Here is a 26,623-nt window from a genome sequence, read left to right on the forward strand (position 1 = left end):
GTTAACAATACCACTCCAAATAGTTATACAGCCATATACCGCTTCACTCGCTCTTTATCCACTGCAAAAAGCAATAGCCAAGGACCGATAAAAAACATCCACATTACAATTTGCGCCATGAACATTCCGCCTTTCATTTCAAAAAAAAGAGAATATACATTACTCTGTCCTTATTTGTGTAAAACAACCAAAAAAAAAGCACCCCTTCATAAGAGGTGCTTTTTTTGGTTATCGTCGCAGTGTAAAATCGAAATGTTCATTTACTTTGGCTCCTAGCTCTTCTAGAAACTGCTGAGCCGTCATTCCTTCTACGCTTTGGGTATACCAAGCAAGCTGAGATTTTTTATGAACATTGTTGTAATATACATCTCTTGACCAATATGTTTTTGATCGGTATGTATAATTAAAGTGAATGAATAGTTCACTCCCGTCTGGACACTGCAACAATACGCGGTAATGTGGATTACGACGATTTTTATCTAAACTCATTTCTTTGATCTGTGCTAACATTATTCACCTCTAAAGCCATTACTTAATCATTTAAAGGTAAATGCCACACCTCGCTATATCCTAGCTCTGCCATCAACTAGAAAATCATATATTTTCTAAAATTCTACACGATATAGGACAAAAGAGGAAGAGACAATTTATTGATGGACGTGTAAAGTTTCATATAAATCTTTTAGCTGCTCAGGGTATTGAGACCTTACGTAATAACCCGTGGGACGGTGCTCGATTAAATGAGAAGCAAACAAGTAGCCGATGAGCACGTGCATTTGTTCATCTGAGGTTTCTTGGCTTAATTCTCTTTCGAGTCGTTCAGCTAAGTGTGAAGCCAGCTGTTTAATTTTTTCATCATGTGATAAAAAAAGCATTTTATTCCCCCTTATAACGAATAAGTAATGCTGTGAATTTCAATAAAGACAAAGTATTGCTTTTATAAGGAAAATTATATTTTATTTTACAATAAAAGTATATAAATAGTTCTAAATATTCAAAAAATAACTCGTTTCTTTTGGACTATTCGGCAATAAAAAAAGAAGCGGGAGCTGTCCGCTTCTTTTACGTAAAAAGATATTTGACTACCGAAATTTATTCTACTTCCACTGCCCAGCCGAATGGGTCTTCCACTGTACCATTTTGAATACCTGTTAGAGTGTCATACAGTTTTTGTGATACTTCTCCTGTGTTTCCATCGTTGATGACCATTTTCTCGTTATTCCAAAATAGTTCGCCAATTGGAGAAATAACTGCAGCTGTACCTGTTCCAAATGCCTCTTCTAGTTTGCCTTCGGAATAAGCTTGCTTAATTTCTTCCATAGAAATACGGCGCTCAGTTACAGGCATATCCCAGTGTTTTAGCAGCTCAATGATAGATTTACGCGTAATTCCTTCCAAAATGCTTCCGTTCACAGATGGCGTTACTACTTCTCCATCGATTTTGAAGAAAATATTCATGCTTCCTACTTCTTCAATGTACTTGCGTTCAACTCCGTCTAACCACAGTACTTGTGAATAGCCTTTTGAGTCAGAAAGCTGCTGAGCTTTTAAGCTTGAAGCATAGTTTCCGCCTGTTTTAGCTGTCCCTGTCCCTCCGGCTACAGCACGAACAAATTCGCTTTCAACCGCAATTTTTACAGGAGCAATCCCTTCTTTGTAATATGAACCAACTGGAGAAAGAATAATGATAAATTGATAGCGGTCAGATGGCGCTACTCCTAAGTAAGGCTCTGTTGCGATGACAAACGGGCGAATGTATAGTGATGTACCTTCAGCAGTAGGAATCCATTCGCGGTCAATTTTAATCAGCTGCTTTAACGCTTCTAGAGCTAAGTTTTCATCAACATGAGGAATACAAAGACGATCGTTTGATTTATTTAAACGTTTGAAGTTCTCATCTGGTCTAAATAATAATACTTGCTCTTTTTTTGTTACATATGCTTTTAGTCCTTCAAAAACAGACTGCCCGTAATGAAAGATCATGGATGCCGGATCTAATGTGATAGGTTGATAAGGGACAATACGAGCATCGTGCCATCCTTGGCCTTCTGTATAATCCATAATGAACATATGGTCCGTAAAGACTTTCCCGAATTGCAATTGATCAGATTGCGGCTTTTCTTTTTTTGTTTGACTTAGTGTTACATCGATTGAATAAGTTGTCATAGTTGTTTCTCCTTGCTCTTTATATTTACGGGTTTTTCGCTTAAACCTCTATATAAGTTACATTGTACAACTTTAGGGAAGAGTGTCACAATAGTTAGAGACGAAAAATTCTAAAAATTTTATAAAAATTATAAAGAAATAGCACCTAATCGAATTAAGTGCTGAATTGAAAAGGTTTTCTTTCTACAAAAACTATTTCTACATTTTATTTATAACTATTTATAAACCAATTTTCACTCGAAGCTTTTCATCTTGTATTGAAAATTGTTTGATTTTCCCTACTGGAATGACCTTCACTTTATCAATTTCATTGAGATTGATATGAATTTGTTTTTCTTCATACGTAGTAACAGGCGGCTTGTGAAAAATTCGATAGTTGATCCAATTTTGATTAAGAGGTTTCATTTCATGGATTTTGAATAGAAGCGTACGTTCTTTTGCCTCAAGAGGTTCTAGCACAATGGAAAATGGAATTCTCACCAGAAATTTTTTAATAATTCCATTCACGTGAATATAGGAGTCTTGAAATGAAATAGAGAATTGCTGAATTTGATCTTGCTTTGTCATTTGCTTTTGAAAAATTCGCATGAGCATAGAAGCGGATATAGGAACGGTTACGCCACTTTCAGCCATCTTTTCTTTCATTTTTGCCTGCACATCATCACTAATTACATCGTTTAACTTTCTCTGTACCCAATCCTTCATGATGCACCTCCGCTATGAAGTTATCTTGCTGTTTCCTCTAACGCACGAATTGAAGCTGTTAAATGGTTTGACACGTCGGCAAGGCGATCTTTTGTCAGTTTATCTTCTCCAAGGTAGATAGGTTTTCCAAAGGAGATAACAATAGGAACCTTCAAAAATAGTTCTTTTACATTTGCGGGTCTTTTGTAAACCGCGGGTACAATAGGAACCTTTGCTATACTCGCTATAGTGACTGCTCCTCTTTTTAAGGGAACGTCTTCCTCTGTTCGCGTGCCGCTAGGAAAAATCCCGACGATATGTCCTTCTTTTGCTAATTTAATAGGTGTTTTAATGCTGCTGGGTCCCGGGTTGTTACGATCTACTGGGAATGCGTTGAGTTTTTTTAATACATTACTAGTGAGTATATGATTAAAAAGCTCCTTTTTTGCCATAAAATGAATTTGGTGAGGCAAAATAGCCGCACCAAGCGCCACAACGTCTACCCATCCCTTATGCGAACAAGCGATCACAAAACCTGTGTTTGTTGGTAAAGACTCTTTATTCCTTATGTAAAGCTTACCTCTTCTTTTTAATAAAAATTTACATACGTGAGCCGCAAGATTATACATAAACATTTCCTCTTCCCTCTATTATTTGAAAATATATACAAAAATTATATCACTTACTATTAAGAGTTGGTACTAAAAATTAATGTAACATCTTTTTACAAGATAGCTTACCTGCTTCTCTATATATTGTAAAAAAGTAGATATCGAATCCTCTATTTTTAGTCAACTTAACTAATGACATCTCTTAAAAAACATTTTACTATTAATGTATTATTATAAATGTAATATTTATTGACATTACATGTGATATAATTAAAGGAGGTTTTTAGGTGAATAACCAAAATCGACCGTTTCGACTAGCTTCATTGGGATTACAGCACGTACTTGCTATGTATGCGGGTGCCATTCTCGTTCCGCTGATGGTGGGGCGCGCATTGAATTTAAATGCCCATGACTTATCCTATCTTGTGGCCATTGATTTACTAACATGCGGACTAGCTACGCTGCTGCAGGCATGGACGAACAGGTGGTTTGGTATTGGTCTTCCTGTTGTACTCGGAAGCTCATTTGTAGCGGTGACTCCTATGATTGCAATTGGAACTCAATATGGAATTAGCGCTGTTTACGGAGCGATTATTGCCGGTGGTATTTTCATCGTACTGGCAGCAAGTTTTTTAGGCAAAATTATTAAATTTTTCCCTCCCGTTGTCACCGGAACGGTTGTGACGATGATTGGTTTATCGCTTGTACCATCCGCTGTCCGAAATATGGCAGGAGGAGTGGGAAGCAAAGATTTTGGTTCTCTTTCTAATCTTCTTCTTTCTTTTGGTGTTCTAGCGCTTATTTTAATTTTAAATCGATTTTTCAGCGGTTTTCTTCGTTCTCTTTCTGTGTTGATTGGAATTGTAGCCGGAACAATAGCCGCTGTATTAATGGGAAAAGTTGATTTCACTAATTTTAATGAAGCTTCTTGGCTGCACGTTCCCACTCCTTTTTATTTTGGGATGCCCACTTTTGAAATCGGCCCTATTTTAACAATGATTCTCGTATGCTTGGTCATTATTATTGAGTCTACAGGCGTATTTTTAGCGTTAGGAAAGCTGTGTGATCGGGAATTAACGGAAAAGGATTTTACAAAAGGCTACCGTGCCGAAGGAATCGCCATTGTTCTTGGAGGGCTATTTAATGCTTTCCCTTACAATACATTCGCTCAGAATGTAGGACTGGTTCAATTATCGAAAGTGAAAACAAAAAATGTAGTGGTAGTAGCCGGCTTCATTCTCGTATTACTGGGGCTTGTTCCGAAAATAGCTGCTTTTACAACCATTATTCCCACCCCTGTTTTAGGAGGAGCAATGGTCGTGTTGTTTGGTTTAGTTATTTCATCAGGCATCAAAATGCTAAGTGCTGTTGATTTGTCCAAACAAGAGAATTTGCTGATTATTGCGTGCTCTCTTTCACTCGGCCTTGGTGTAACGGTGGTACCCGATTTATTCGCTCAGCTCCCAAATGCTTTGCGCGTAATTGTAAGTGATGGAGTTATTACAGGAAGTTTGGCTGCCATTTTATTAAATCTCTTTTTTAACGCAGCAATTGAACGAAAAGTACCTTCTGTCTCTTTGGAGAAGACAGATTATTCAGAAATAAAATAAAGGTGGTGTAGTATGAATAACGTATCCGTACAGTATGTAAATCAGCTTAGCAAGCAGCATTTTGTTTCACTAGTTGGTGATATATTTGAACATTCACCTTGGGTTGCAGAAGAGGCTTATTCTAAAGGCCCTTTCTCTTCCGTTGAACAACTTCATGCCATGATGAAAGAAATTGTAGCGCAAGCATCTGTAGAAAAACAGCTGCAGCTGCTGCAAGCTCATCCAAATCTAGGTGAAAATATTGCCATGACATCTGCTTCTACTGAAGAACAAACCAAAGCAGGCTTACAAAACTTAACGCAAGATGAGTATGAACAGTTTTCTTCTCTCAATGGAACGTATATGGAGAAGTTTCCTTTTCCTTTTATTTTGGCAGTACGAGGCAAACAAAAAGAAGATATCTACGAGGCAATGCAAAGTCGTTTACTAAATACCGAGCAAACAGAGTTTGATACAGCGTTAGAAGAAGTATATAAAATTGCTTTCTTTCGCTTAACTGATAAAATTACTGAAGATAAGGAGACAAAGAAACGAGCATGACTAAAATCACAACGCATATTTTAGATCTTACCCACGGATGTCCGGCTGCTTTTGTCAAAGTTGATTTTTATCATATTCAGTCGGAAAGTAAACGAATAAAAATTTCACACGGTACTACAAATGAAGACGGGAGGTTAGCAACTCCGCTCTTCTCTTCTGAAGCGTTTGAATCAGGAGATTATGAACTTTTGTTTCATATTGGGGAATATTATAAAAAACAAGAGGTCCAAACAACAAATCCCCCCTTTTTAAATCAGGTTTCTGTTCGAGTCGGATTGTCTTCTGAACAAGAACATTATCACGTCCCTTTGCTTGTGTCACCGTGGGGATACCAAATTTATAGAGGAAGCTAAAAAAAGAAACGGCGTCTTTAAACGTCGTTTCTTCTTTAGTTGAGCAATTTAGACATATAGTACTCATCAATAAACAAACCGCCAATTCGCAGTGAATGTTTTTTTGTTCCTTCAATTTCAAATCCTACTTTGTCATATAAAGAAAGAGCCTTTTCATGCTGTATAGCGACTGTCAGTTCAAGACGATGAATACGGTGTTCTCTCGCCCATTCTTCAAGTGCACCGATTAAAGCTGTCCCAATCCCTTGATTTTGAAACGTCTTTCGAATACCTAATGTTAGAGAAGCGATGTGAGCGTTTCGGTTAGCTTCCCCCCCTGTTGCAGCTATATATCCCACAAGCATCTCGTTTTCTTCTGCTACAATAATCGTAGAGTTTGGCTGCTGCTTAAAGATTTCGATGTTTTTCTCCTGCTGATCTGTGCTCAGCTTTCGCTCTCCGCTTTCAAACAGCATAAACTTACTTTCTTCTTCAATCTGTTTAAGCAAATCTACAAAGTTTGCAGCATCATGTAATTCTAGTTCTCTAATTTGCATGCTGATCCCCCTTTTTGTGTGTCCCTTTTGTTTGTATATGTATTGGTTCACCTTTATAAAATATAGCTTTACAGTTTCTTACGAAAAATACGACTTTTTAAGAAGCGGAAGTAGAACAAAAAACCTACTAATCTCCCTTTTTTTGAAATGCTTTTTTCCTCTGTATAATTTTAAATCACTTATCAACTTCTGTAAATTTTTTAGATTCCCTCTTTTAATTTCCATTTTTCTTCCTTTTCTATGGGTTTGATTTTGATCTAAGGAGACCTTTTATAGAAAACATATGACTATTATCCTGTTTTTCATGAAGAAAGAAAGCAATAAATGTAATTTTACTTGTAATCGTTTAAAATAGAAAAAGTGGAAATTTTATGTACATATCCTCCTTAATTATTGGTCTATGAAAGGAAATTATTATGAAAGTACAACCCGCAAAATGTGGTGTATATGTCTTAAGCGGTCTAGGATCTGTTATAGTGTTCTTCTTACTTTTACTTAAGAACAGTGCTTTCTTTCTAGAGGAAGAATACGATCAAAACAAACCTGAAGCTGCGCTTGCGGTCAACGAACATACCTATCACCTTCACAAAGGTTCTATTAACTGGTCAAACGGCCGTTCAACAACAAAAAAAGAAATAAATGTATATGATTTATATACATACATATCGCAGCAAAAAAGTATCCCATTGCAGCAGCAACAATTGGTTAAGCTCCATTTTTCGAACTTAGACGGTGCTTATATTCGTAGTGTGAGTGTGCATATATGGAGAGATAACGGTGAAAAAACCAAGCTGTTTGTCAAAAATAATGAATTTAAGGTTCCTAAAAATCAAGGTTTGTACGTTGTTGATATTGCGATTAACTCTACAAGAGGAACAATGCAATATGCGGCAAATGTGCAAATACAGTAAGTTTTTATATATTTATGTTTGGTCGAGAAAATCGGATAAGAAAACTCTTGTTGCAAGTAGGAAACGATGTATGGAATAAAAAACGGTGAAAAAGAAGTATTAAAAATATAGTGAAGCATTCAAATAAAAACCCTAACTTCTTCAGTAAATAATCTCACACAAAAAAAGAGAGCATAAGCTCTCTTTTTTATAAAATGAAAAAGACGTCCACGTAGGACGTCTTTGATGCGTTTGTGGCGGGGACCGTGTGACCACATTCACACGTTTAGCTCGAAAGCATGTCCTTCGACTTACACAAATTAGCTCATCGCTTTATTAATATAACATCCGCCACAGAAAAAAGCAATCAATTTTTAAATAGTTTTTTCTATTTATACATATTTCGCGAGAATCCACAAAATAATATGCATGCGTAGCTATTCACTCTCTACATTTTCAGTCTATTTTAACTCATGTACGAATATACTAATAGACCAACCTATACGCAGTTTTTGAAAAAGGATGTGAATAGCTTGTTTCAAATCACTGATTTCCCTGAATTTTCATGGTCGTACTCCAGACATAAAATGGTCACACAGTGCAACCGAAAGTATGCATATCATTATTATGTCTCACATAACGGATGGCTTGACAGCGCTTCTGCGCAGTCTCAGAGCGCTTATCGTTTAAAAAAGGTTTCCACTTTATCTATGTACGCCGGACAAGCCGTGCGTCAAGTGATTACAGAGGCCATTTCTGACTATACATCTACAAAGCTTGTCCCAAATGAACGGAACTTAGCGGAGAAAGTGCAGCAGCTACTAAATAACGCACTGCGTGATTCTACTGACTATGGAGAGCTTTGGTATCATAAGCCTGCTCAGTATAAGATGCTTTTAGAATTCTACGAAAACGGCTATATTTCTAAAAAAGACCTTAAAGACATGCAAAAACGGGTACACATTTGTGTACATCACTTTTTACAAAGTAAATCTTTTTGCGACATCGTATCTTCACCTTTTTTAGAAGTGGAGCCTCATCAGTCGTTTCGTTCTATAAATGTGTATGATCATAAAGTATATGCGCCTTTTCATTCTCTTTTTAAAAATCCAGTCACAGACGAATTTACGATTGTTGATTGGAAAATAAGTAAACAAACAAAAGATGATTTGTTTCAACTGGCGATATACGCCCTCTACGTGCTAGCTGAATATAATATTTCCGTTGATCAGATAAAAGTCCGAAACGAATACTTGCTTTCAGGCAGTGCGCGTACGTATCAGCTTACTCTTCACGAAATTGAAGCTGTTCTTCAGCAAGTTGATACAAGCATTGATTATATGAAAACTTTTTTGGAAGACTCAGAGGTAAATCAGCCTCTTCCGCTTGAGCATTTCCCTCAAACAGATACGCCTGCCTCCTGTCACGGCTGTGCATTTAAAGAATTGTGCCAAACAGGATAAAAACAGCTGAAGATGATCTATATTTTTTGCTAAACTTTTTTATTGTCAAAAGAACCTTTGCTAGCATATAATTTGCATTAAGGAAACATTTTATACTTCATATAAAAAAATTAGCTTGGGCTATTTATTGTTCATCAAAGAAAGGAGCACTAGACATGAAAGATCAAAACGGCAGTAAAGCATTATCAGCTATGCAGCTAAGTGCTCAAGACGTATTGTCGGGTAAAACAAAAGGAATTAAGCGATTATTACCTTTCTTAGGGCCTGCTTTTATCGCAGCGGTTGCTTATATTGACCCAGGTAATTTTGCTACTAATATTGCAGCAGGCTCTCAATACGGATACATGCTGCTTTGGGTTGTATTAATTTCTAACTTAATGGCTGTCTTAATTCAATCGTTATCAGCTAAATTAGGGATTGCAACGGGCTTGAATTTACCCGAGATAGCACAGGAACACTTCCCGTCCTTCGTTTCTTTTGGGCTTTGGATCCAAGGAGAATTGGTCATTATGGCGACGGATTTAGCAGAATTTATTGGGGCTGCTCTTGGAATTTATTTATTATTTCATATTCCTCTGTTCCCAGCTGCACTTATCGCAGCGGTAGGCTCTTTTGCTATTTTAGAGTTACAAAGACGAGGTGTTCGACTGCTAGAAGCAGCTATTGCGGCGATGGTTTTTATTGTGGTATTAGCTTTTGGGACTCAAATGTTTCTTGCGCATCCAGACGGCGCAAGTGTTGTCCACGGCTTATTTGTCCCTCAGTTTCACGGAACAGACAGCGTGCTGTTAGCTTCTGGGATTTTGGGTGCTACAGTTATGCCACACGCGATTTATTTGCACTCAGCTCTTACGCAGCGCCGCGTGGTAGGAACTACAGAATCGGAGAAAAAAGCGATTTTCCGCTTTGAATTTATTGATATTGTGATTGCCATGATTATCGCTGGTGCAATTAATGCAAGCATGCTGATTGTCGCAGCCGCTCTATTCTTTAAAAACGGACTAAACGTGCAAGATTTGGACGTGGCTTTTACACAATTTGAACATTTAATTGGTCCCTTTGCAGCTATTGCGTTCGGAGTTGGATTATTATCTTCAGGACTTTCAAGTTCTTCGGTCGGAACAATGTCTGGAGATGTCATCATGCAAGGATTTATTAAACGCAGAATTCCTTTATATCTTCGCCGGTTCATTACAATTATTCCGCCGCTTTTGATTATCGGATTGGGCGTAAATCCAACAAGTGCACTAGTTGTCAGTCAAGTTATTTTATCGTTCGGAATTGCCTTTGCGCTCGTTCCTCTTATTATGTTTACGAGTAATAAAAAAATCATGGGCGGATTGGTTAATCATAAAGCAACAACCACTGTAGCTTGGGTGATAGCTGCATTAGTCATTTGTTTAAATATCTTTTTGATTTATCAAACGATAGCATAGTAAATCAAACTTTCAAGAAAAAACAAAAAAGAGACCCTAAAAAGTTAGATATAGTCTAACAATTGGGTCTCTTTTTTGTTTTTTTTTATTAAACGATAGTAAAAATGAAGTAGACGAGAGTTCCAATAATGGCCGGCAGTACTATGCAACCCAGTGGGGATAAATAAGAATAGTTTTCTTTACGGATTGAAAGAATGCGATCAACAATAAAAATAAGAATGACGCCCATCATTCCGAATTCAAACATTAATAACCCAAAAATGGCGTGAAATATGAATGACATGATAAAATCAATTTTTTTACTACGTTCTTTTACGAAAGCACTGACTAATAAATCAACGATAACCGTGCCTAACGTCCCCATTATTAAGAAGAAGGGTGTAAAAAATAAAAGGTATAAAGGAAATAAATCAATGACATGCGGACTGATTTTTTTAATAGAAAAATTGGGAATTGACTCTTTTATACCTGGCATAAAACAAAAAAGTAAAGTAAAAAGAAACGCAGCTATAATAGCGGCTGATAGCTTTCTATTTAAATGCATGTTTATTTTTTTATTACTAAATTCAGTAGTTGTTTTTGTATGTTTATGATTCATATGTCTTTAACGTGATGTACGCACCTTTTCCTTTCTCATAACTTTTTTATTTATATTTTATGTCTATCTTTTGTTACCAGCAGTTACAATGATACACGTTCTTTTTGAACTTGACTACACTAACGCGCTTTATGTCTATTCTCTTTTTCTTTTTGTGTCTATCGTTTACTCCGCTTCCCTTGTATATTCCTTCTTTTTATTCAGGGGTTGTAGTATAGTTAACGCTTTCTATGAGAAACAGGATGATGTTACAAAAAACCCCCTCTTTTTCGATAAAACAAAAGACGGGCGTTTTTTCTGTATGTAATTAATAATTCTGTTTGGCTTCTTCAAACTTAAACACATCGGCTCGTTCTGATTGCTGTGTAATTAACAGGTTATACGTATGGTTGGCCTTTTTTGGAATTTTAAATGCAACATCGAGGTTGAGTGGTTCATCGTCAGATAGTGACGGTAATGAAAAAGCTGTCCACAGGGTGTGCGGGGTTTCTGTCGATAAATTTCCTCCATCAGACGGTTCGTAAGTTTGATGAGTTACTGTATCTTGTAATGTAAACGTTGTGTCGTTTAATACTACAGTCGAATGTTCATTAGGTGTTCGCTGAAACTGAACGGATACGACAATGTACTGGGTGTTTACTTGTTTAGCTCCTTTAACAGGATAAAATTGCGCATCCATTGTGGACACATAATATTGACCGTGTTTTGATCGTTCTCCAAATGCTAATCGATCATCGGTTTCATCTTCTTGAGCTACCCGACTTACAGGGGCCATCGTTTCATCTGTTGCTGAAATGGTGTCTGTTCCCGGGGTATGTTTAGGTTGAGGGTTTTTGTAAGTGACGTGCGTATCGCCTTGTTTGTCTTCACAAGCGGCGAGACTTGTGAACAAAGCAGCAGCTACAAGGCTTCTGGTAACTATTTTCTTCATGTTATTCCTCCAATGACTAGTCTATATACTATGCTATATGGTATTTATCTAGGAATCAAGGATAAGATTAGTACAATGTGAATGAAGTCAGTGGGATTTGGAACGGATATAGGACCTGCAAAGACTGCTGTGCTTATTTTTATAACAAAAAAGAGACGATTTCCGCCTCTTTTTTGTTTGTTCGTATTATGAATTTAGTTCATCTAAAATTGAATGCAGTTCACTTAAATGGGTAATTTCATAAGTAGGAATGACTTCATTTCGCTCTTTATCGTGACGATTAATCCATACAGATTTCATTCCAACGCGAGAAGAACCCAGTATATCTGTCATTAAATTATCTCCAACCATAATCGCTTCATCTTTCTTTAAATCCATAAGTGATAAAGCATGGTCGAAAATAGATGGATCAGGCTTACCGCGGCCAAATGCACCTGAAATCACAATCTCATCAAAATATGGAACTAGTTCTGATGTAATATCTAATTTGGTATTTTGTAAGTCAGGTGAACCGTTTGTTAGCAGCAGCAGCTTGTACTTTCCTTTTAATTGATCAAGTACTTTAAACGTTTCTTCGTATACAAACGGTGTTTTGCGGCGCTCTAATGGAAAACGCTCAGCTAGCTCTGCTCCAAAAGCATCATCGTGAATTCCTAGGGCACGAAGACCTCGAGTCCAAGCTTCTTTGCGATAAGTAGGAACAATATCTTTCATTTTGCGGAATTCATCATGATCGTCTAAAAAATTTCCCCATAATCCTTCAAATGGATTAATGCCAATCATTTGCGTAAACTCATAGGTTTCATACGAAGCATATAATTCTCTTGCTTCCTTACGCACCGCTTCTTCTAGTTCTTCAGGTTTTAAATTATATTTCTCACTTGCATATGTACATGTTGCAACGAATGCTTCTTTTACGCTTTTTTGGTCCCAAAGTAGCGTGTCATCTAAGTCGAAAAATACCGCTTTAATCATGGATGTGTGTACCCCCTACTGTTTTTGAAAAAGTTTAACTATTCTTACACTAGATTACAAGGATACACACAATAAGTCTAGTGTATTTGCAATTTATTCTGTAAATTTATTTTTATAAAGCTTCCTCTTTACAAACAAATTTACAGAAATAAAAACAGCTGATATAATCACAGCATGTATGTATGCAGGAGGTTTTATATGGAATCGTTAGAAGAAATATTCGGCATTCCCACAGTTCGTACAAGTAAGCGCTTAAGCAGAGTAGTTGCCGCACGCTTGCGCCCTTTTGGGATTACGCCAGAACAGTGGACCGTTTTAAAACGCGTATCAGAAGCTGAATATAGTACGCAGAAACAATTAGCTGAACGAGCGGATAAGGATCAAGCGACGCTGACTAAAATTTTAGATTTACTAGAAAAACAAAATTGGATTCAGCGTATCAGAAATCCAGAAGATCGCCGCTCGTTTTTTATTCAAATAACAGAAGACGGCCTGCGTTTAAAAACAGACGTAACGCCTGCTGTGGAGCAGGTATTTTTCGAATTGACGTCCGAATTAAACGAACAGCAGGTGAAAATTTATACCGAAACTTTACAAAAACTTGAATACCGCGCCGAGCAATTGCTTCAAGACGCAGAAGACCTGCGTTAAATACCCAAAACCCCACAGCTAACATTCTGCGGGGTTTTACACGTAGTTGGCGATGCATAGTACTTCTTTGATTTTTGAAATCACTTGTTTGGTTTCATCTGTTAAAGAGGTGAATTTAAACGCGATGGATTCTGCATTTGGATTAATGAAGGGTTCTTTGTTCGTGTCTTTGCGGTAGTCTTCAATTTGTTCTAAACAATATTTTAAAATAAACGACAAGTTCGCACGTCGAAATCTCAAACTGACGGTAGAAGGCCATCTTTTTTGAAACTGATTGCTTCCCTCATACTGAATCGCTCCGATGTAGCGTTCTCCGGATAAAAAAGATTCTTCGCTTCGATATAGCTGAACGGTTTGGGCTGTTCCGCTCCAGTCAATATAAATACCTGCTGTTTCACAAACTTCGTATATGTAATGAAAAAGCTCCGTTACTTCTCCGAAATGGTAGTGAAGCGGATGTTTAGCCGTCATAGGTAGCTCCCTCCTTTATCGACTTTCTACCATTATATTGTAGGAAAAGTAACTTATTCATTTATACAACTTATTTCATACGCATAAGCAGTAAAAATGAAAATATATGTTTTTTAGTTTACATAAAAATATTATAAGTAATTAGCGATAACCTGATTTTCGAAACGCGTCGTATACCGTATCTTCTTGAAGTTTTTCAAGATAAACGTTCGTTGTAGCAATAGAAGAATGCCCTACTACTTGCTTCACAACAGCAAGCGGAACGTCATTAGCTAAACTGTTTGTAATAAAGGTGTGACGAAACCAATGAGGAGAAATAGACGCGTTTCCTTTTACTTTATAAACAGCTGATTTAATCGTTCGATACAACGTTGTATAGGATAATCGCTTCTTTTCGCCGGTACGATAGTACTCTTTAATGGAGTAAAAAAGCGGGTCGGTGTCAAAAGGACTTAGTTCAGTGCTTTCATTTAACGCTTGACGGTAAGTGAAAAGCGTTTCTTTCACATCATCAAACACAGGAATCGTTCGTTCTTTTTTTCCTTTACCAATCACATCTACAACCAAATTTCCGCGACGGTCTTCGCGGAAGCTTCCCCAATTTAAACTCAGCAGTTCACTTGAACGCATTCCACTCATATACAAAAGCATTCCCATTAAGCGATTGCGCGCTTTGAATTCCTTTTCATGCTGACGAATGCGCACGACTGATTCTAACGCATTTACAATCACCTGGGCTTCGCGGTCGGTTAGCTCTCGGTACTCGGTGCGATTTTGTTTTTCCTTGTCGCTGTAATGTCCTTTAGAAATAGATGGTTTTTCAATCCACGTCGTATACAGCGAAGGATAAAAATGAGTAGCGTGTCCAAACTCTAGCATTCTTCTAAAAAATTCCAGTTTTCTTGCAGCGGTGCGATTGGCATATTGATTCATCATTTCTTCATTAAATAATTTGACTTCCATAAATCCAATCGATTTTAATGTAATCTCTCGTTCATAGAAAAAAGACAGAATCGTTTTCATGTCTTGGTTGTAAGATCTGATTGTATGAGGAGAAAGTGATTTTTTGATAATACGCATTGAAAAAAAGAGCTGAATAAATTCTTCATCTGAAATGTGCTTTAAATTCAAGTTGTTATCTTCATCTAACAGCTCTGCCTCTTCCCACTGCTCTTTTAGTTGGCGAAACGAATTTTTCGCAGGCGACAATTCAAATTCTTCCATTTTACCCCTCCTAATGATTAAAAACAACGATATCCCTTTTAAATGATCTAGGATTCGATATAACGATTTTTTATAAATTCGCAACAAATACCATTAAAAGTTTTTAAAAACCTCTCAAAACTCAATTTAGAAAGTCAGTTTTTAAAGATTTTAATACAAAAATCCATTATATGTAAAATAAATTCTGTTTTCTGTTTATTTCTCTACTTTATCATATGAACGCTTGATAAGGAAGAGTTATCTTGCGTTAGTATAGTAAAGTATTTTTTTTAAATGCTCTTTCTAAATATTTGCTTTTTATGGTGGAACGTTAAAATCTATCATGATAGGAATTACACAAATTGTGTATACATAAAAACATCACGCAGAGCGTGATGTTTTTTAAAGTGATTCAATTTTAGTCAGGTGCAGCTGTTTATTGCTGTAGGAAACGGTATAGGTTCGATAATACTCTTTTTCCTGACTTTGACCGTTCGTTGTAATTGAAATGACTTCTTTCGTTTGGATTGTATAGACCGCTTCGCCCTCTTCTTCACTCACAGATTCCACGTCTAATACCGAATAATCAACGAGTTCTTCTCGAATGTCTCTTTCATACAGCATTTTCACAAGCTGCTTTTGATCATTCCACAAAACACTATCCCGCTGGATATAAGGCTGTACGTGTTCAAATTTATTCGTGTTAATGGACTTTGTTAAATCTCGCAAATAATGTTCAATAAAAATATCCGCTGTTTCTTGATCAACTTTTTGGATGCTTTTTAAATTAAAATCTTTTTCTTCCTTCTCTTCTTTTTCTTTTTTATCTTCTTTAAAATCGTCGATTCGCTGAGAGCTGTTTTTGCTGATGGCATACTTTGTATTGTTCTCTTTGAAAACCAAGATTTCTTCCTTTTCCCCTTTTTCGTTTGTACGGGTTGTTTCACCTTGGTATGAAATATCACTAGAAGGATTAATTGACTTCACGTATTCGATATATTCATCGGCCGTAATGTTGAGGTATTTTTGATGATAGGTAACTTCATCCCATTCATTTAACTTCCAGTGCTTATTGACGTATTTAAAATTCATGTAGATGGTCAGTCCACCGCTTCCTTCTTTACTAATTGGCTCAATAGCCGAGACCGAAAATTGCCCAGCGTGATTGTTAATAAGTTCAAATCGAATAAGATGAGTTACATCAGGAAAAAAGCTCATATTGCATTCTTTGCAGTAATAATTAGTAGAAATACTTTTTAGCTTTGTTGCAATTAAAGATGAAGTTGCGTATGGCGTTAACGCTTTTTTTAGCGTTTCATAATCAGCAGGGTTAGATTCATTTTCCCATTCGTACTCTTGGCCTAATTCTTTATAGGTACTTGAAATTTTGTTCATCGTCTCAACCGCAGTTTTTTCCGCTTTTTTTTCTGATACAAGATCAGGAGGAGGAGATGACTTAGCTTGATCTTTTGGGATCACTTCATCTGAGGAAGGTTCGGTTGGTTTGGATAACTTAACTGTTTCTTTTTCTTGACAGGCTGTCAAAACCATTAGCAGCAGTAGAACGAATGCAATCGTCCATTTTTTATGCATAAGGTGTCCTCCTCAATGCCGAATTTGGTCTGTTTTTAAAATGATCTTTAATTCTCAAACGTATCGAGCACGTAATCACCGCTTGGAATTCCCCACTTTGCCTTTTTATTTTGATCTGTTTTAGCAAGTAATGAGATGGAATTTTCTTTGAGCGTAATGACAATTGTTCCTTTATTTCCTTGTCCATCATTTTCATATTTAATGGCTGCTTGGTTATTTTCAAAGCGAATATTTTTTTGTTCAACGGTTGACACGCGGGTTTTGCTAGGTGGCTGGTACGAATTTATTTTAATCGTTGCTTCCGAGTTGGATGTAGCAAGAAATTGAATGATAGGAGATCCGTTATCATTGCCAGTGGTCCATTTTCCATCGTAGTCGTGTAAATCTGTTGTTTGTGTAGTGGGAGTTTCAGTGCTTGCATTTGGTTTAGATGAAAAGTCAAATGGTTCTACACTCGATAACTTTAACGTATCGTTTTGATAAACGGCTGTATAAAGGCGGTCACAAATTTTAGTGTAAGGATCTTTACCCGGCTGCTTTAATAAGCTTTCCTCGTGGGTTTGTATTTTGAACACATGGTTAGGTTCTTCATACCAATTGACAATATGAAACGTTTGCTTCTTCTGCTCGATGCCTTGGCGTGTGAAATTTTCAACAAGAAGGTTCTGCTCTTTATAAAAAGAACTGTCCGCTTTCAAAAAAGCTTTTAAATCATCAAAGGAGTTTTGATCCACTGCTTTTCCAAACGCTGAAAAGTAATCAGTCATCCAGGCTGTAATAAATTTCCCGCTCATTGCTTCTTTATTTAAATCAATTGATTGAATGCTTTCTACCTGTGTTTTTGGTTCGTTTAGTACTTTTTTTGCATCTTTTTCTACTATCATTGTATTTCCGTCTTTTAATGTTTCTTCTTGCTGACAGGCTGATAACAGAATAGATGAAACAACCGTGATAATGATTGTATTACGTTTGTTCATCATAATTGCCCCTTCTTTATCTAATATAAATGTATGTATATTCTTCCAACAAACAGACCTAGTATATCATTCTACAAAAAAACGCTCAACCCTTTAATTTTACAAGAAAAACGGCTTGCCTTTACAGCCAGCCGTTTTTCCTCCTATTTAATGGATGCTTCTCGATATGAATTGGCTGCTTCTTTTTTGAGCTGTCTAGAGCCATAAAAGACATAGTAAATAATTGAAAGAAGGAAAATTCCAAGAATCACATAAATTAAAGGTAGAGAAACGCCAAACAGCATTAAATTTGTTGTAAGAACACTGTATTTTATGATGCTGTACAAGCACAGAATCCCTAATACTAAGGCAATGCTTGGCACGACCGGGTAGTTTACTTTAAAAGGACGAGACAAGTTAGGTTCTTTTTTGCGTAAAATAAAAAGAGAAACTAAACTGATGCAGTACATCATCATTGCTCCGAACACGGATAAGATAATAAGTGCATTGGCAAATGTTGCAGATCCTGCACAAATCACGCCGATTGCTCCCGGAATCAACAAACCGCCGACAGGAACTCCTTTTTTATTCGTTTTAGCAAGAAATTTAGGGAAGTACCCATCTCGTGCAAGCGCATAGGTTTGTCTTGAAAATCCCATGATGATTCCGTTTAAGCTAGCAATCAAACCGAATAGGCCGATAATAGCAACAACGGTTGAAATGCCGTTTCCGTATACAGAAGACAGTGCCTGTGGAAGTGGATAATCGGCTAGCTTCCCGCTTCCTTCGCCAAGTCCTGCTGTTACAAATAGTGTAAACAACGTTGCGGTTGCTAGAGTAATAATCGCTCCAATAAATCCTTTAGGAATGTTTTTCTTAGGATTTTCCACTTCTTCCGCTGCCATTGCTCCTCCTTCTATTGCCAGATAAAACCAAACAGCGAATGGAATAGCTGCTAGTACCCCTGTTGGCCCGTTAATAAATGAATGATCATTAAAAATATTCGATGTTTGTACATGAGGCAAACCAGCTACATAAAAAATAGATAAACCAATTATTGCAACAATGGTAGCTGTAAGCTCAATCACCGCTACTTCTTTTACCCCGATTAAATTTAATAAAACAAAGAAAATAAAGGCACCTACCGTTGCGTATACAGGGTTAACGGCTGGAATAAGGAAGTGTAGGTATGCTCCTGTTGACACTGCAATAGCAGGGGGAGCAAAAATAAATTCAAGCAAGCAGGCAATTCCTGCGATATATCCCCCAAAAGGTCCAAGTGCTCTTCTTGCATAAGCTGAAGGTCCGCCGGCTTGCGGGATAGATGTTGAAAGCTCTGCATAACTGAACATAAACGTTGTGTAAAACACGGTTACAATTAAGGTTGCGATTGCAAGCCCAATAATCCCGCCTTGTTCAAACCCGTAATTCCACCCAAAGTATTGTCCTGAAATAACCATGCCCACTGAAATAGCCCATAAATGAATAGGTTTTAATTGTTTTTGTAACGCCATACGTTCTCCTCCTTTTGATGTTTAAACAATAAGATGTACACCGCTTGTTTGCTGCTTGATCATTTTGTCAATCATGGTACCGATATGTGCGGCTGCCTCAATAGGAGGCGTCCCTCTTTTATGAATATTAGAAATAACCATACGATCAGACTCTTTTTTGCCTTTGCTAGGTTCATAGCACATGTAAGCACTCATTGATTCAGCACTGACCAGTCCAGGTCGCTCTCCAATCAATAGCACAAGTGCTTTTGGCTTTATGATCTCGCCAATTTCATCCATGCATGCAACTCGTCCCCCTTTTACAAAAAATGAAGTCCCGATACAAAGCCTATATGACTGCAGGGAGTCAATTAAAGCTGGATACACGTCGCTTATGTTTTCTTCGATTGCCTTGGCACTCAGTCCATCTGAGACTACTACTTGTACATCAGGCTGCTGCACGCAGTTTTTAAAAATTTCTTTCTTAGCGTTATCTGCTAATAACCTTCCTTGATCCGGCCGTTTTAAATAATGTTCTTTTGACTTCACGCGTGTATTCACAGTGAAAAGGTTAAACTCAGCTAAAATATCTTCTGAAACTGCTCCATATACAGAATCCACGGCTGCAGCATGATCCGTGCGAAAAGATAAAACGTCTTTTGTTAGCGGCCTTGTTCCTGTACGGCCGACACCTATGCGGGCAGGGGTAAATTGTTTAAGTGTTTCAAGCGGATCGCGATTTGACTTTGGTATCATAGTAAGCACCTTCCTTAAATCAAATTCATAAAAATAGTTGGGTCTCCGGCTCTAGATGTAAAGCGTCCGTTTTCCATAATACGCTGATCTTCAAGCCACTTTTGAAATAAAGGCGTTGGGGTACGGTCTAACACATTACGTACCGTTGCGATGTCATGATAACTAAGAGACTGGTAGTTTAGCATGCAGTCATCAGCCATGGGCACTCCTATGACAAAGTTCACTCCAGCTGTTCCTAGAAGCATACTTAAATTATCCATGTCATTTTGATCAGCATCCATGTGATTGGTGTAACATACGTCTACTCCCATAGGCAAGCCGTGCATTTTGCCCATAAAGTGATCTTCTAGCCCAGCTCGTAGGACTTGTTTGCTGTTATATAAATATTCAGGTCCAATAAATCCAACAACCGTGTTAACTAAGAAAGGCTTGTAGTGACGAGCTAAGCCGTAGCATCTAGCTTCGAGCGTTACTTGATCAATATTATAGTGAGCTTCTGCTGACAGTTCAGAACCTTGTCCTGTTTCAAAATACCAGCGGTTCGGACCTTTTGCTGTACCTTTTTCATGAATTAACGCTGTTGCTTCATTGAGCATAGACAGTGAAATCCCAAATGAGTCATTACCGGCTTCTGTTCCTGCTAAACTTTGAAAAATCAAGTCAGCAGATGCTCCTTTTTCGATTGCTCTCATCTGACTTGTTACATGTGATAACACACAGTTTTGAGTAGGGATGGACCATTCATTGATTATATTTTTTGTTTCATTTAAAAGAGCGTAGATATTATCCGTTGTGTCAATAACGGGGTTAATTCCAATAACCGCATCCCCAATTCCATAGCTTAACGCTTCGTAGAGAGATGCTCTCATTCCCTTTAAGTTATCTGAAGGATGATTAGGCTGGGCTCTTGAAGCCAATACGCCTTTTTGGCCGATAGTCGTTTGACAAGTAGTTTGCACTTCTATTTTGGCTGCTCCTTGAATTAAATCTAAATTGGACATAATTTTAGTAGCTGCCGCAATCATTTCGCTGCTTAATCCTTTGCTAAGCGCAAGAAGGTCTTCTCCGGTATGCTCATCAGATAAGATGTATTCTCTTAACTCCCCTACTGTCCAATTTTTTATAATGTCGTAAACGGATGAATCAATTTGACTTTCGATTAACGCCGAGACGTTGTCTTCATCTGCGCTGAGCAGCGGGTAGTTTCGAATATCAGCAAGTGTGATATCAGCTAGGACTTGCTTTGCTGCCATTCGTTCTTTCATTGACTCAGCGCTAACTCCCGCGAGCTGATCTCCAGAACGCTCTTCGTTTGCTTTGGCCATGATTTCTTTTAAGCTATAAAATGAAAATGTTTCTCCTAACAATCGTGTAGTTTTAAACATCGTTTCCTCCTTGTATATTTAGTGGATTAGGATGAAAAAGCGAGCGTTTTAACGGAAACAGAGATTGCTTCTCCAGCTACTGGTAACCCTAGATCGATGTAATCTCCGTGTGTAAAATCAATTTGATCTAAACAAATAATTTCTAACTCTTTTCTCTGTTTAGCTAGTGCTTGTCCTAAGGCTTTTGCAATATCTTGCTCGCATAAAACAACGAGGCACTTAGCTCTCTTAAAACAAGCAATAAATTCAGCGCTTATTACTTTTGCTAATTCTTGCAGCATCTTATAGCTGCAGTAAGGAAAATGAGATAAAACAATAGCAACGGGAGGATCTTCTGCACTGAAAATAGTTGAAGCCTGCATACATGACGCTCGAGCTCTTTCTTGAAACAGCTGCGGATTCCACTCCTCCTCTGGCTGTACGGGTATTTCTATAATCGGAATGTTTTTCAGCGGCAGTTTTTTAGACTTAATGTATACGGTTGATCCGCTAACTTCTGTATTTTGCATACCAGCTCCAATGACAGTAGCGCGCGTTGTCTCAGCGGCTTGAGATACTTGGATGGATTGAAAATGATATGCTAGAAGCGGACCAACGTCTCCGTGTATGGCCACTTCCTTCACTGTTTTTGGCTTTTGCTTCTCCATCATTGCTCCTACTCCTCCTGAAACCATGATCGTTTCAGGATGTATAGAAGATCTTGTATGAGGAGAAACGAGCAGCGAGGAATTTTGATTCAGCGCTTTTACATAATTCACGGTTTCTTCAGCTAGTAATTGACAGATAGACGAGAGCTTTTCAAATGTTGCTTTTTCACCTTCTCGCAGTGTTAAAGAATTATTTTTCAAAAATTCAGTTAAATGAGACGAAATGTAGGTAACAAGACCGTCTTCATTTAGTCGAATTAATCTCCCGCCTACATGCAGTGTAAACGTTTCTATCACTTTTCCATTTTGACATAAAGCGATGTTAGCAGTGCCTCCTCCTACATCAATATTGGCAATTACTGCATTTGTTTCAGCAGAACGTTCGATTGCTCCTGATCCTTTTGCTGCTAATATTCCTTCCAAGTCAGCGCCGGCTGTTGCAACAACAAAACCCCCAGCATGTTCGGCTAGATAGTGAACGATACTTTCTGCATTTTGCTTTCTAGCCGTTTCTCCTGTAATGATTACAGCGCCCGCCTCCACTTGATCTAAGGAGATTCCTGCATTCTTATACTCTTGTTCTAGTAGTACCGTTAATTTTTGAACATCGATTTCAACATCGTTTAGCATAGGGGTGGTATAGATAGAACTTGCATACGTTACGCGACGATCAATAATTTGACAGCCTGGCAGCGTAAACTGATTTTGTTGATTTGCTATTAGCAGCTTGCTTACAATCAGTTTTGTTGTGCTTGTTCCAATATCTAAACCTATGCTCGTGATCCATTTCTGTAGCATGCTATCAATCCCTTATCTCGTTTGAATATGGTGATTATCATAAAACAGTTTTTTGAATATTTCACTAACTATGTTATCAAACCTGACACACTTTTGTGTAAACAAAGGTGACAAATGACAAAAAAGACTAAATCTTGGTAGATTTAGTCTTTTTTATTATGAGCGTGATTTAGTTACAATCATTCTTGATGCGGATGGAATTAATAGTGAAAGGATGATTAGACACGATAGCAACGACCCAATCATAGAAATCCCGTTCATTGAGAAAGAATACCATAGAATGGGCATTCCTTTTGGTGCAGCAAATCCCCAAAATATTAAGCCTGCAATGAAATGACAAAAATAACGCGCGAAACTGCCTATAATTAAAGATAAGATAATGAAAAAGAAAGCTTTTGATCTCTGGTTATTAGCTAAGTATCCTTTAATAGAACCCGAAAAAATTCCACCAAACCCAATAAAGGTAACGGCGATAATATACTCTATAAAAGCTTGCAACGGGGTTAAAATATATGCATTTCCTAAAGCTAATTGCAATATTCCCCATAAAAATCCAGATAAAGCTCCTCCTTTGACTCCCCATCGAAAGCACATAATAAAAATAGGAACCATAGAGAACGAAATGCTTACGCCTATTGCAATTTTTATAGAAGGTAAAAGATCAATTAAAAAAGCCAATGCTGCAAAAATAGCTATTTCAATTTTAGCCTGTAAAGGTAATGCTTTATTCACGTTTCTCACTCCTGTTTTTGAATCATTCATATCAAACGGTTTACACAGGAGTAAGCAAATATATGCTACTATTCCCACATTCCTACGCTAGCGTTAACTAACAGGTTCGAAGGGTCTGAACAATTTGTTCACTCTCAGCACGGCGGCTCCCCCTGTGGTACGTTCGGATATTTATGTAGTATTATGACAACATTTATTGTACCATATGTAACAAAATAGATTCGAGAGATTTCAAAGATGTTTCTATTTTCTGAATCTATTTTTTATAATGACAATCGTTTTAGTATTTGATATACTTCTTTTATGTCAAATGAATATAAAAAACCCTCATCCTAATCGATGAGGTAGAGGTCGCAGTTTTTAATAGTAAAGCAACTGAAATGCAGAGAACATTGAGGATGTTGCTTGAAAGGAAAAATTGCCGAAGTTTAGATCACTTCTCGGTTGATTTAAGCTGGGGCTGTCTCCGAACAGGAACAGAACTGTCACATCATGCAAGTGATGTGAAGAGCTATCTTCACGGAAGGTTGACGCGGTTTTCAGATTTAAAAGCGCGCACATATACTGCGGGCTTTTTTTATGTTATCCCGTCTCTTTCCGTACATTCGAAAGGAGTATTTATCTATGCAAGAGCAGCAAGAATTAAAACGTGGGTTGAAATCTCGCCACTTAACGATGATTTCATTAGGAGGAGCCATCGGAACCGGCTTATTCCTAGCAAGTGGTGGAGCAATTCATACAGCAGGACCTGGGGGAGCGCTTTTAGCTTACGCTATTATTGGTGTCATGGTTTACTTTTTGATGACCAGCCTGGCGGAGCTCGCAGCTTATATGCCTGAAGCTGGTTCGTTTAGTACGTATGCGTCTCGGTTTGTAGATCCATCCTTTGGTTTCGCTCTCGGCTGGAACTATTGGTATAACTGGGCTATTACGATTGCAGCTGAATTATCTGCTGGAGCCCTTATTATGAAATTTTGGTTCCCAAACTCTTCTTCTATTTTATGGAGTGCCCTGTTTTTATTAATTATGTTTGGGCTTAACTACCTTTCTGTAAAAGGATTTGGCGAATCTGAATTTTGGTTTTCATTAATTAAAGTAGTAACGGTTATCATCTTTTTAGTTATTGGTATTATGATGATTTTTGGTATCTTTAACAATGAAGCACCAGGTTTTAAAAACTTCACGCTTGGTGATGGACCCATTCACGGTGGATTCTTTACTGTCTTAGGTATTTTTATGGCTGCTGGTTTTTCATTCCAAGGAACAGAGTTGCTTGGAGTCGCAGCTGGAGAAAGTGAAGATCCGGAAAAAACGGTTCCTCGCGCAGTTAAACAAGTCTTCTGGCGCATCTTGTTATTTTATATTTTAGCTATTTTTGTTATTGGGATGCTTATTCCATACACAGCGGATTCATTAGCAAGTGATGATGTGCGGGTCAGTCCGTTTACTCTAATATTCGAACGAGCAGGTCTGGCGTTTGCAGCATCAGCTATCAATGCCGTTATTTTAACAGCCGTTTTATCTGCTGGTAACTCAGGTATGTATGCTTCTACGCGTATGCTTTGGAACTTAGCGAAAGATGGAAAAGCACCGAGGTTCTTAGCAAAAGTAAATAAACGAGGCGTTCCGGTTAATGCTTTAATCGCAACGGCACTTGTCGGTACACTTGCATTTGGTGCTTCATTTTTTGGAGACGGTGCGGTATACACGTGGTTACTTAACGCTTCTGGTATGTCTGGTTTTATTGCTTGGTTAGGAATTGCAATCAGCCACTATCGTTTTAGAAGAGCATTTGTTGCCCAAGGTCATGATTTGAGTGAACTTCCATATCATGCAAAACTTTTCCCATTTGGCCCTATCTTTGCCTTTATTTTATGTGCCGTTGTTATTTTAGGCCAAAACTATTCGGCGTTTATGGGTGACTCGATTGACTGGTACGGTGTACTTGTTTCCTATATCGGACTGCCTTTATTCTTAATTGTTTGGTTAGGATACAAATGGACGAAAAAGTCGAAACTTATCCCGTTAAAAGAATGTCAAGTAACAGTGAAAAAATACGAATAAAAAAAGCTCTCTATTCTTTTGAATAGAGAGCTTTTTTATGTGATCTGATCAGCAAAATAAAGAGATATATGGGCGGGCTGGTTTTTCATAACAAGCATATAACCTTTGAGGGGACGATTACAGTAATCAGCAGCTTCTATATAATAAATATGCTGAATTAACCTGCTTAAATGGGTTACAAAAGATGGAAGTTGATGAGTAGGAATGCTTTGGATGTAGTCTATGATTTCTTGTTTAGTTTGAAGGCCCGAATGGGTACATTCTAACAGATGAAAAAGCAGATCTGCTGCTATAGTAGATAGTTCAGAATTGTGCTTGATTCTATTCAGCTGGATATGCAGCTCTTTTTTGGACCATCTTTTCGGAATAGCTCTTAGATGCTGATATTGAAAATGTGTATTCATGATAGCTAACACCTTTCGTATTAACATAATAAAACGACTTATTATGTTAATAACCTTTACACACGAAACTAAAACGTTACAATGTGTAAAGGTGTCATACATCTTATAAAATAAGCTGATAAAAAAGCACATCTTGCCACTGATCAAATTTCCAGCCTACTTCTTTAAATTCTCCGCAAAATGTAAAATTAAATTGCTCATGCATTTTGACACTGATATCATTCCCTTTTGTAATCCCTGAAATGACAACGTGATGGTTGAGTTCTTTAGCTAATTCCAAAATCCGCTTCATAAGCTGTTTTCCAATGCCATGTCCCTGCTGGTTTTTATCAATATAAATCGATAGCTCTACCGTTTGAATGTACGCCTCTTTATCTCGATAAGAAGAAAGCGAAGCATAGCCCGCTACTACCCCATCTTTTTCCGCTACAATAAGCGGAAAAAGTTCATTGCTAATGTGATTATCAAACCAGCTCCTTCTTTGCTCTACTGTTACAGGCGTTAAATCAAAAGTAGCAGCACTTGTTTGAACAGACTGGTTATAAATTTCAACAAGCATAGGTAAATCTTCTTCTTTAGCATAACGAATGATCATATGTACAAACTCCTTATAGTATAGAATTATCTTTATTTTACTTCTTTTAATAAACATAATCTACATAAAAAACTGATGTGCG

28 protein-coding genes and 2 riboswitches are annotated in these 26,623 nt (G+C 37.5%); of the genes, 8 read left to right on the forward strand and 20 right to left on the reverse strand.

The window, feature by feature from the left end; all coding sequences use genetic code 11:
- Positions 1 to 228: 228 nt before the first annotated feature.
- The 5 genes from JNUCC25_RS12715 to JNUCC25_RS12735 all read right to left on the reverse strand — a co-directional run bounded on the left by JNUCC25_RS12715 (position 229) and on the right by JNUCC25_RS12735 (position 3,479).
- Entirely contained in the window at positions 229 to 510 is a 282-nt protein-coding gene (locus JNUCC25_RS12715) for a hypothetical protein (RefSeq protein WP_029321983.1), read from the reverse strand.
- A 137-nt stretch (positions 511 to 647) separates the two neighbouring features.
- A complete protein-coding gene (locus tag JNUCC25_RS12720; protein WP_029321985.1) occupies positions 648 to 875 on the reverse strand; it encodes a hypothetical protein in 228 nt (75 codons plus the stop codon).
- A 217-nt stretch (positions 876 to 1,092) separates the two neighbouring features.
- The gene (locus JNUCC25_RS12725; protein WP_013057210.1) at positions 1,093 to 2,166 is read right to left on the reverse strand and encodes a branched-chain amino acid aminotransferase; all 1,074 of its coding nucleotides are present in this window, start codon (positions 2,164 to 2,166) and stop codon (positions 1,093 to 1,095) included.
- 219 nt (positions 2,167 to 2,385) lie between these two features.
- A complete protein-coding gene (locus tag JNUCC25_RS12730; RefSeq protein ID WP_013057211.1) occupies positions 2,386 to 2,871 on the reverse strand; it encodes a hypothetical protein in 486 nt (161 codons plus the stop codon).
- Between the two features lie 20 nt (positions 2,872 to 2,891).
- Positions 2,892 to 3,479, reverse strand: coding sequence for a lysophospholipid acyltransferase family protein (locus JNUCC25_RS12735; RefSeq protein WP_263032980.1), 588 nt, complete (start codon positions 3,477 to 3,479; stop codon positions 2,892 to 2,894).
- A gap of 269 nt (positions 3,480 to 3,748) precedes the next feature.
- Here JNUCC25_RS12735 and JNUCC25_RS12740 point away from each other — a divergent pair, with 269 nt between their 5' ends.
- The 3 genes from JNUCC25_RS12740 to uraH are packed head-to-tail and all read left to right on the forward strand — an operon-like array spanning position 3,749 to position 5,964.
- Positions 3,749 to 5,071 carry a nucleobase:cation symporter-2 family protein gene (locus tag JNUCC25_RS12740; RefSeq protein ID WP_029321989.1) on the forward strand — a complete coding sequence of 441 codons (1,323 nt, stop codon included), beginning with the start codon at positions 3,749 to 3,751 and terminating at the stop codon, positions 5,069 to 5,071.
- 12 nt (positions 5,072 to 5,083) lie between these two features.
- A complete protein-coding gene (gene uraD / locus JNUCC25_RS12745; protein ID WP_013057214.1) occupies positions 5,084 to 5,611 on the forward strand; it encodes a 2-oxo-4-hydroxy-4-carboxy-5-ureidoimidazoline decarboxylase in 528 nt (175 codons plus the stop codon).
- Entirely contained in the window at positions 5,608 to 5,964 is a 357-nt protein-coding gene (uraH, locus tag JNUCC25_RS12750) for a hydroxyisourate hydrolase (RefSeq protein ID WP_029321991.1), read from the forward strand. The genes uraD and uraH overlap by 4 nt, the downstream gene beginning before the upstream one ends.
- A gap of 35 nt (positions 5,965 to 5,999) precedes the next feature.
- On the opposite strand, the gene JNUCC25_RS12755 is transcribed toward uraH, so the two are convergent.
- Positions 6,000 to 6,500: a GNAT family N-acetyltransferase gene (locus tag JNUCC25_RS12755; protein ID WP_029321993.1), complete on the reverse strand. Its 501-nt coding sequence runs from the start codon at positions 6,498 to 6,500 to the stop codon at positions 6,000 to 6,002.
- 416 nt (positions 6,501 to 6,916) lie between these two features.
- On the opposite strand from JNUCC25_RS12755, the gene JNUCC25_RS12760 reads away from it, so the two are divergent.
- From JNUCC25_RS12760 to JNUCC25_RS12770, 3 genes are all read left to right on the forward strand, one after another.
- Positions 6,917 to 7,411 carry a hypothetical protein gene (locus JNUCC25_RS12760; protein WP_029321995.1) on the forward strand — a complete coding sequence of 165 codons (495 nt, stop codon included), beginning with the start codon at positions 6,917 to 6,919 and terminating at the stop codon, positions 7,409 to 7,411.
- A gap of 503 nt (positions 7,412 to 7,914) precedes the next feature.
- Positions 7,915 to 8,853, forward strand: a complete 939-nt coding sequence (locus JNUCC25_RS12765; RefSeq protein WP_223272359.1) for a PD-(D/E)XK nuclease family protein — start codon at positions 7,915 to 7,917, stop codon at positions 8,851 to 8,853.
- 155 nt (positions 8,854 to 9,008) lie between these two features.
- Positions 9,009 to 10,289: an Nramp family divalent metal transporter gene (locus JNUCC25_RS12770; protein ID WP_029321999.1), complete on the forward strand. Its 1,281-nt coding sequence runs from the start codon at positions 9,009 to 9,011 to the stop codon at positions 10,287 to 10,289.
- An 88-nt stretch (positions 10,290 to 10,377) separates the two neighbouring features.
- Here the strand turns inward: JNUCC25_RS12770 and JNUCC25_RS12775 are convergent, their stop codons facing one another.
- From JNUCC25_RS12775 to JNUCC25_RS12785, 3 genes are all read right to left on the reverse strand, one after another.
- Positions 10,378 to 10,887 carry a hypothetical protein gene (locus tag JNUCC25_RS12775; RefSeq protein ID WP_078081874.1) on the reverse strand — a complete coding sequence of 170 codons (510 nt, stop codon included), beginning with the start codon at positions 10,885 to 10,887 and terminating at the stop codon, positions 10,378 to 10,380.
- A gap of 307 nt (positions 10,888 to 11,194) precedes the next feature.
- Complete coding sequence (locus JNUCC25_RS12780) at positions 11,195 to 11,818, reverse strand: hypothetical protein (RefSeq protein WP_029322002.1); 624 nt, start codon at positions 11,816 to 11,818, stop codon at positions 11,195 to 11,197.
- Positions 11,819 to 12,004: 186 nt separating this feature from the next.
- Positions 12,005 to 12,793, reverse strand: coding sequence for an HAD family hydrolase (locus JNUCC25_RS12785; RefSeq protein ID WP_064471723.1), 789 nt, complete (start codon positions 12,791 to 12,793; stop codon positions 12,005 to 12,007).
- A gap of 198 nt (positions 12,794 to 12,991) precedes the next feature.
- Here JNUCC25_RS12785 and JNUCC25_RS12790 point away from each other — a divergent pair, with 198 nt between their 5' ends.
- Positions 12,992 to 13,444 carry a MarR family winged helix-turn-helix transcriptional regulator gene (locus tag JNUCC25_RS12790; RefSeq protein ID WP_029322006.1) on the forward strand — a complete coding sequence of 151 codons (453 nt, stop codon included), beginning with the start codon at positions 12,992 to 12,994 and terminating at the stop codon, positions 13,442 to 13,444.
- A gap of 36 nt (positions 13,445 to 13,480) precedes the next feature.
- On the opposite strand, the gene JNUCC25_RS12795 is transcribed toward JNUCC25_RS12790, so the two are convergent.
- The 9 genes from JNUCC25_RS12795 to thiT all read right to left on the reverse strand — a co-directional run bounded on the left by JNUCC25_RS12795 (position 13,481) and on the right by thiT (position 23,508).
- Positions 13,481 to 13,915, reverse strand: a complete 435-nt coding sequence (locus tag JNUCC25_RS12795; protein WP_013057224.1) for a hypothetical protein — start codon at positions 13,913 to 13,915, stop codon at positions 13,481 to 13,483.
- Between the two features lie 141 nt (positions 13,916 to 14,056).
- Positions 14,057 to 15,139, reverse strand: coding sequence for a tyrosine-type recombinase/integrase (locus JNUCC25_RS12800; protein ID WP_013057225.1), 1,083 nt, complete (start codon positions 15,137 to 15,139; stop codon positions 14,057 to 14,059).
- Positions 15,140 to 15,520: 381 nt separating this feature from the next.
- Positions 15,521 to 16,711 carry a TcaA NTF2-like domain-containing protein gene (locus JNUCC25_RS12805; protein ID WP_454223277.1) on the reverse strand — a complete coding sequence of 397 codons (1,191 nt, stop codon included), beginning with the start codon at positions 16,709 to 16,711 and terminating at the stop codon, positions 15,521 to 15,523.
- 47 nt (positions 16,712 to 16,758) lie between these two features.
- Entirely contained in the window at positions 16,759 to 17,691 is a 933-nt protein-coding gene (locus JNUCC25_RS12810) for a TcaA NTF2-like domain-containing protein (RefSeq protein ID WP_454223278.1), read from the reverse strand.
- A 140-nt stretch (positions 17,692 to 17,831) separates the two neighbouring features.
- The gene (eat, locus tag JNUCC25_RS12815; RefSeq protein WP_407728408.1) at positions 17,832 to 19,181 is read right to left on the reverse strand and encodes an ethanolamine permease; all 1,350 of its coding nucleotides are present in this window, start codon (positions 19,179 to 19,181) and stop codon (positions 17,832 to 17,834) included.
- 21 nt (positions 19,182 to 19,202) lie between these two features.
- On the reverse strand, positions 19,203 to 19,916 hold the full coding sequence (eutC, locus tag JNUCC25_RS12820) for an ethanolamine ammonia-lyase subunit EutC (RefSeq protein WP_029322012.1): 714 nt from the start codon (positions 19,914 to 19,916) through the stop codon (positions 19,203 to 19,205).
- Between the two features lie 14 nt (positions 19,917 to 19,930).
- Positions 19,931 to 21,301 carry an ethanolamine ammonia-lyase subunit EutB gene (locus JNUCC25_RS12825; protein WP_029322014.1) on the reverse strand — a complete coding sequence of 457 codons (1,371 nt, stop codon included), beginning with the start codon at positions 21,299 to 21,301 and terminating at the stop codon, positions 19,931 to 19,933.
- Between the two features lie 26 nt (positions 21,302 to 21,327).
- The gene (locus JNUCC25_RS12830) at positions 21,328 to 22,746 is read right to left on the reverse strand and encodes an ethanolamine ammonia-lyase reactivating factor EutA (RefSeq protein WP_454223279.1); all 1,419 of its coding nucleotides are present in this window, start codon (positions 22,744 to 22,746) and stop codon (positions 21,328 to 21,330) included.
- 156 nt (positions 22,747 to 22,902) lie between these two features.
- Positions 22,903 to 23,508 (reverse strand): energy-coupled thiamine transporter ThiT, encoded by a 606-nt coding sequence (gene thiT, locus JNUCC25_RS12835; RefSeq protein ID WP_078082265.1) that lies wholly within the window; start codon positions 23,506 to 23,508, stop codon positions 22,903 to 22,905.
- Between the two features lie 32 nt (positions 23,509 to 23,540).
- A riboswitch (TPP riboswitch) is annotated at positions 23,541 to 23,641 on the reverse strand.
- A 174-nt stretch (positions 23,642 to 23,815) separates the two neighbouring features.
- Positions 23,816 to 24,000, forward strand: a riboswitch (Lysine riboswitch).
- A gap of 102 nt (positions 24,001 to 24,102) precedes the next feature.
- Here thiT and JNUCC25_RS12840 point away from each other — a divergent pair.
- Positions 24,103 to 25,542 carry an amino acid permease gene (locus JNUCC25_RS12840; protein ID WP_013057233.1) on the forward strand — a complete coding sequence of 480 codons (1,440 nt, stop codon included), beginning with the start codon at positions 24,103 to 24,105 and terminating at the stop codon, positions 25,540 to 25,542.
- Between the two features lie 35 nt (positions 25,543 to 25,577).
- Here the strand turns inward: JNUCC25_RS12840 and JNUCC25_RS12845 are convergent, their stop codons facing one another.
- Both JNUCC25_RS12845 and JNUCC25_RS12850 read right to left on the reverse strand, forming a co-directional pair.
- Complete coding sequence (locus tag JNUCC25_RS12845) at positions 25,578 to 25,946, reverse strand: hypothetical protein (RefSeq protein ID WP_064471725.1); 369 nt, start codon at positions 25,944 to 25,946, stop codon at positions 25,578 to 25,580.
- A gap of 103 nt (positions 25,947 to 26,049) precedes the next feature.
- The gene (locus JNUCC25_RS12850) at positions 26,050 to 26,541 is read right to left on the reverse strand and encodes a GNAT family N-acetyltransferase (protein WP_029322018.1); all 492 of its coding nucleotides are present in this window, start codon (positions 26,539 to 26,541) and stop codon (positions 26,050 to 26,052) included.
- Between the last annotated feature and the right edge of the window lie 82 nt (positions 26,542 to 26,623).

The organism is Priestia sp. JNUCC 25 (assembly GCF_053667915.1).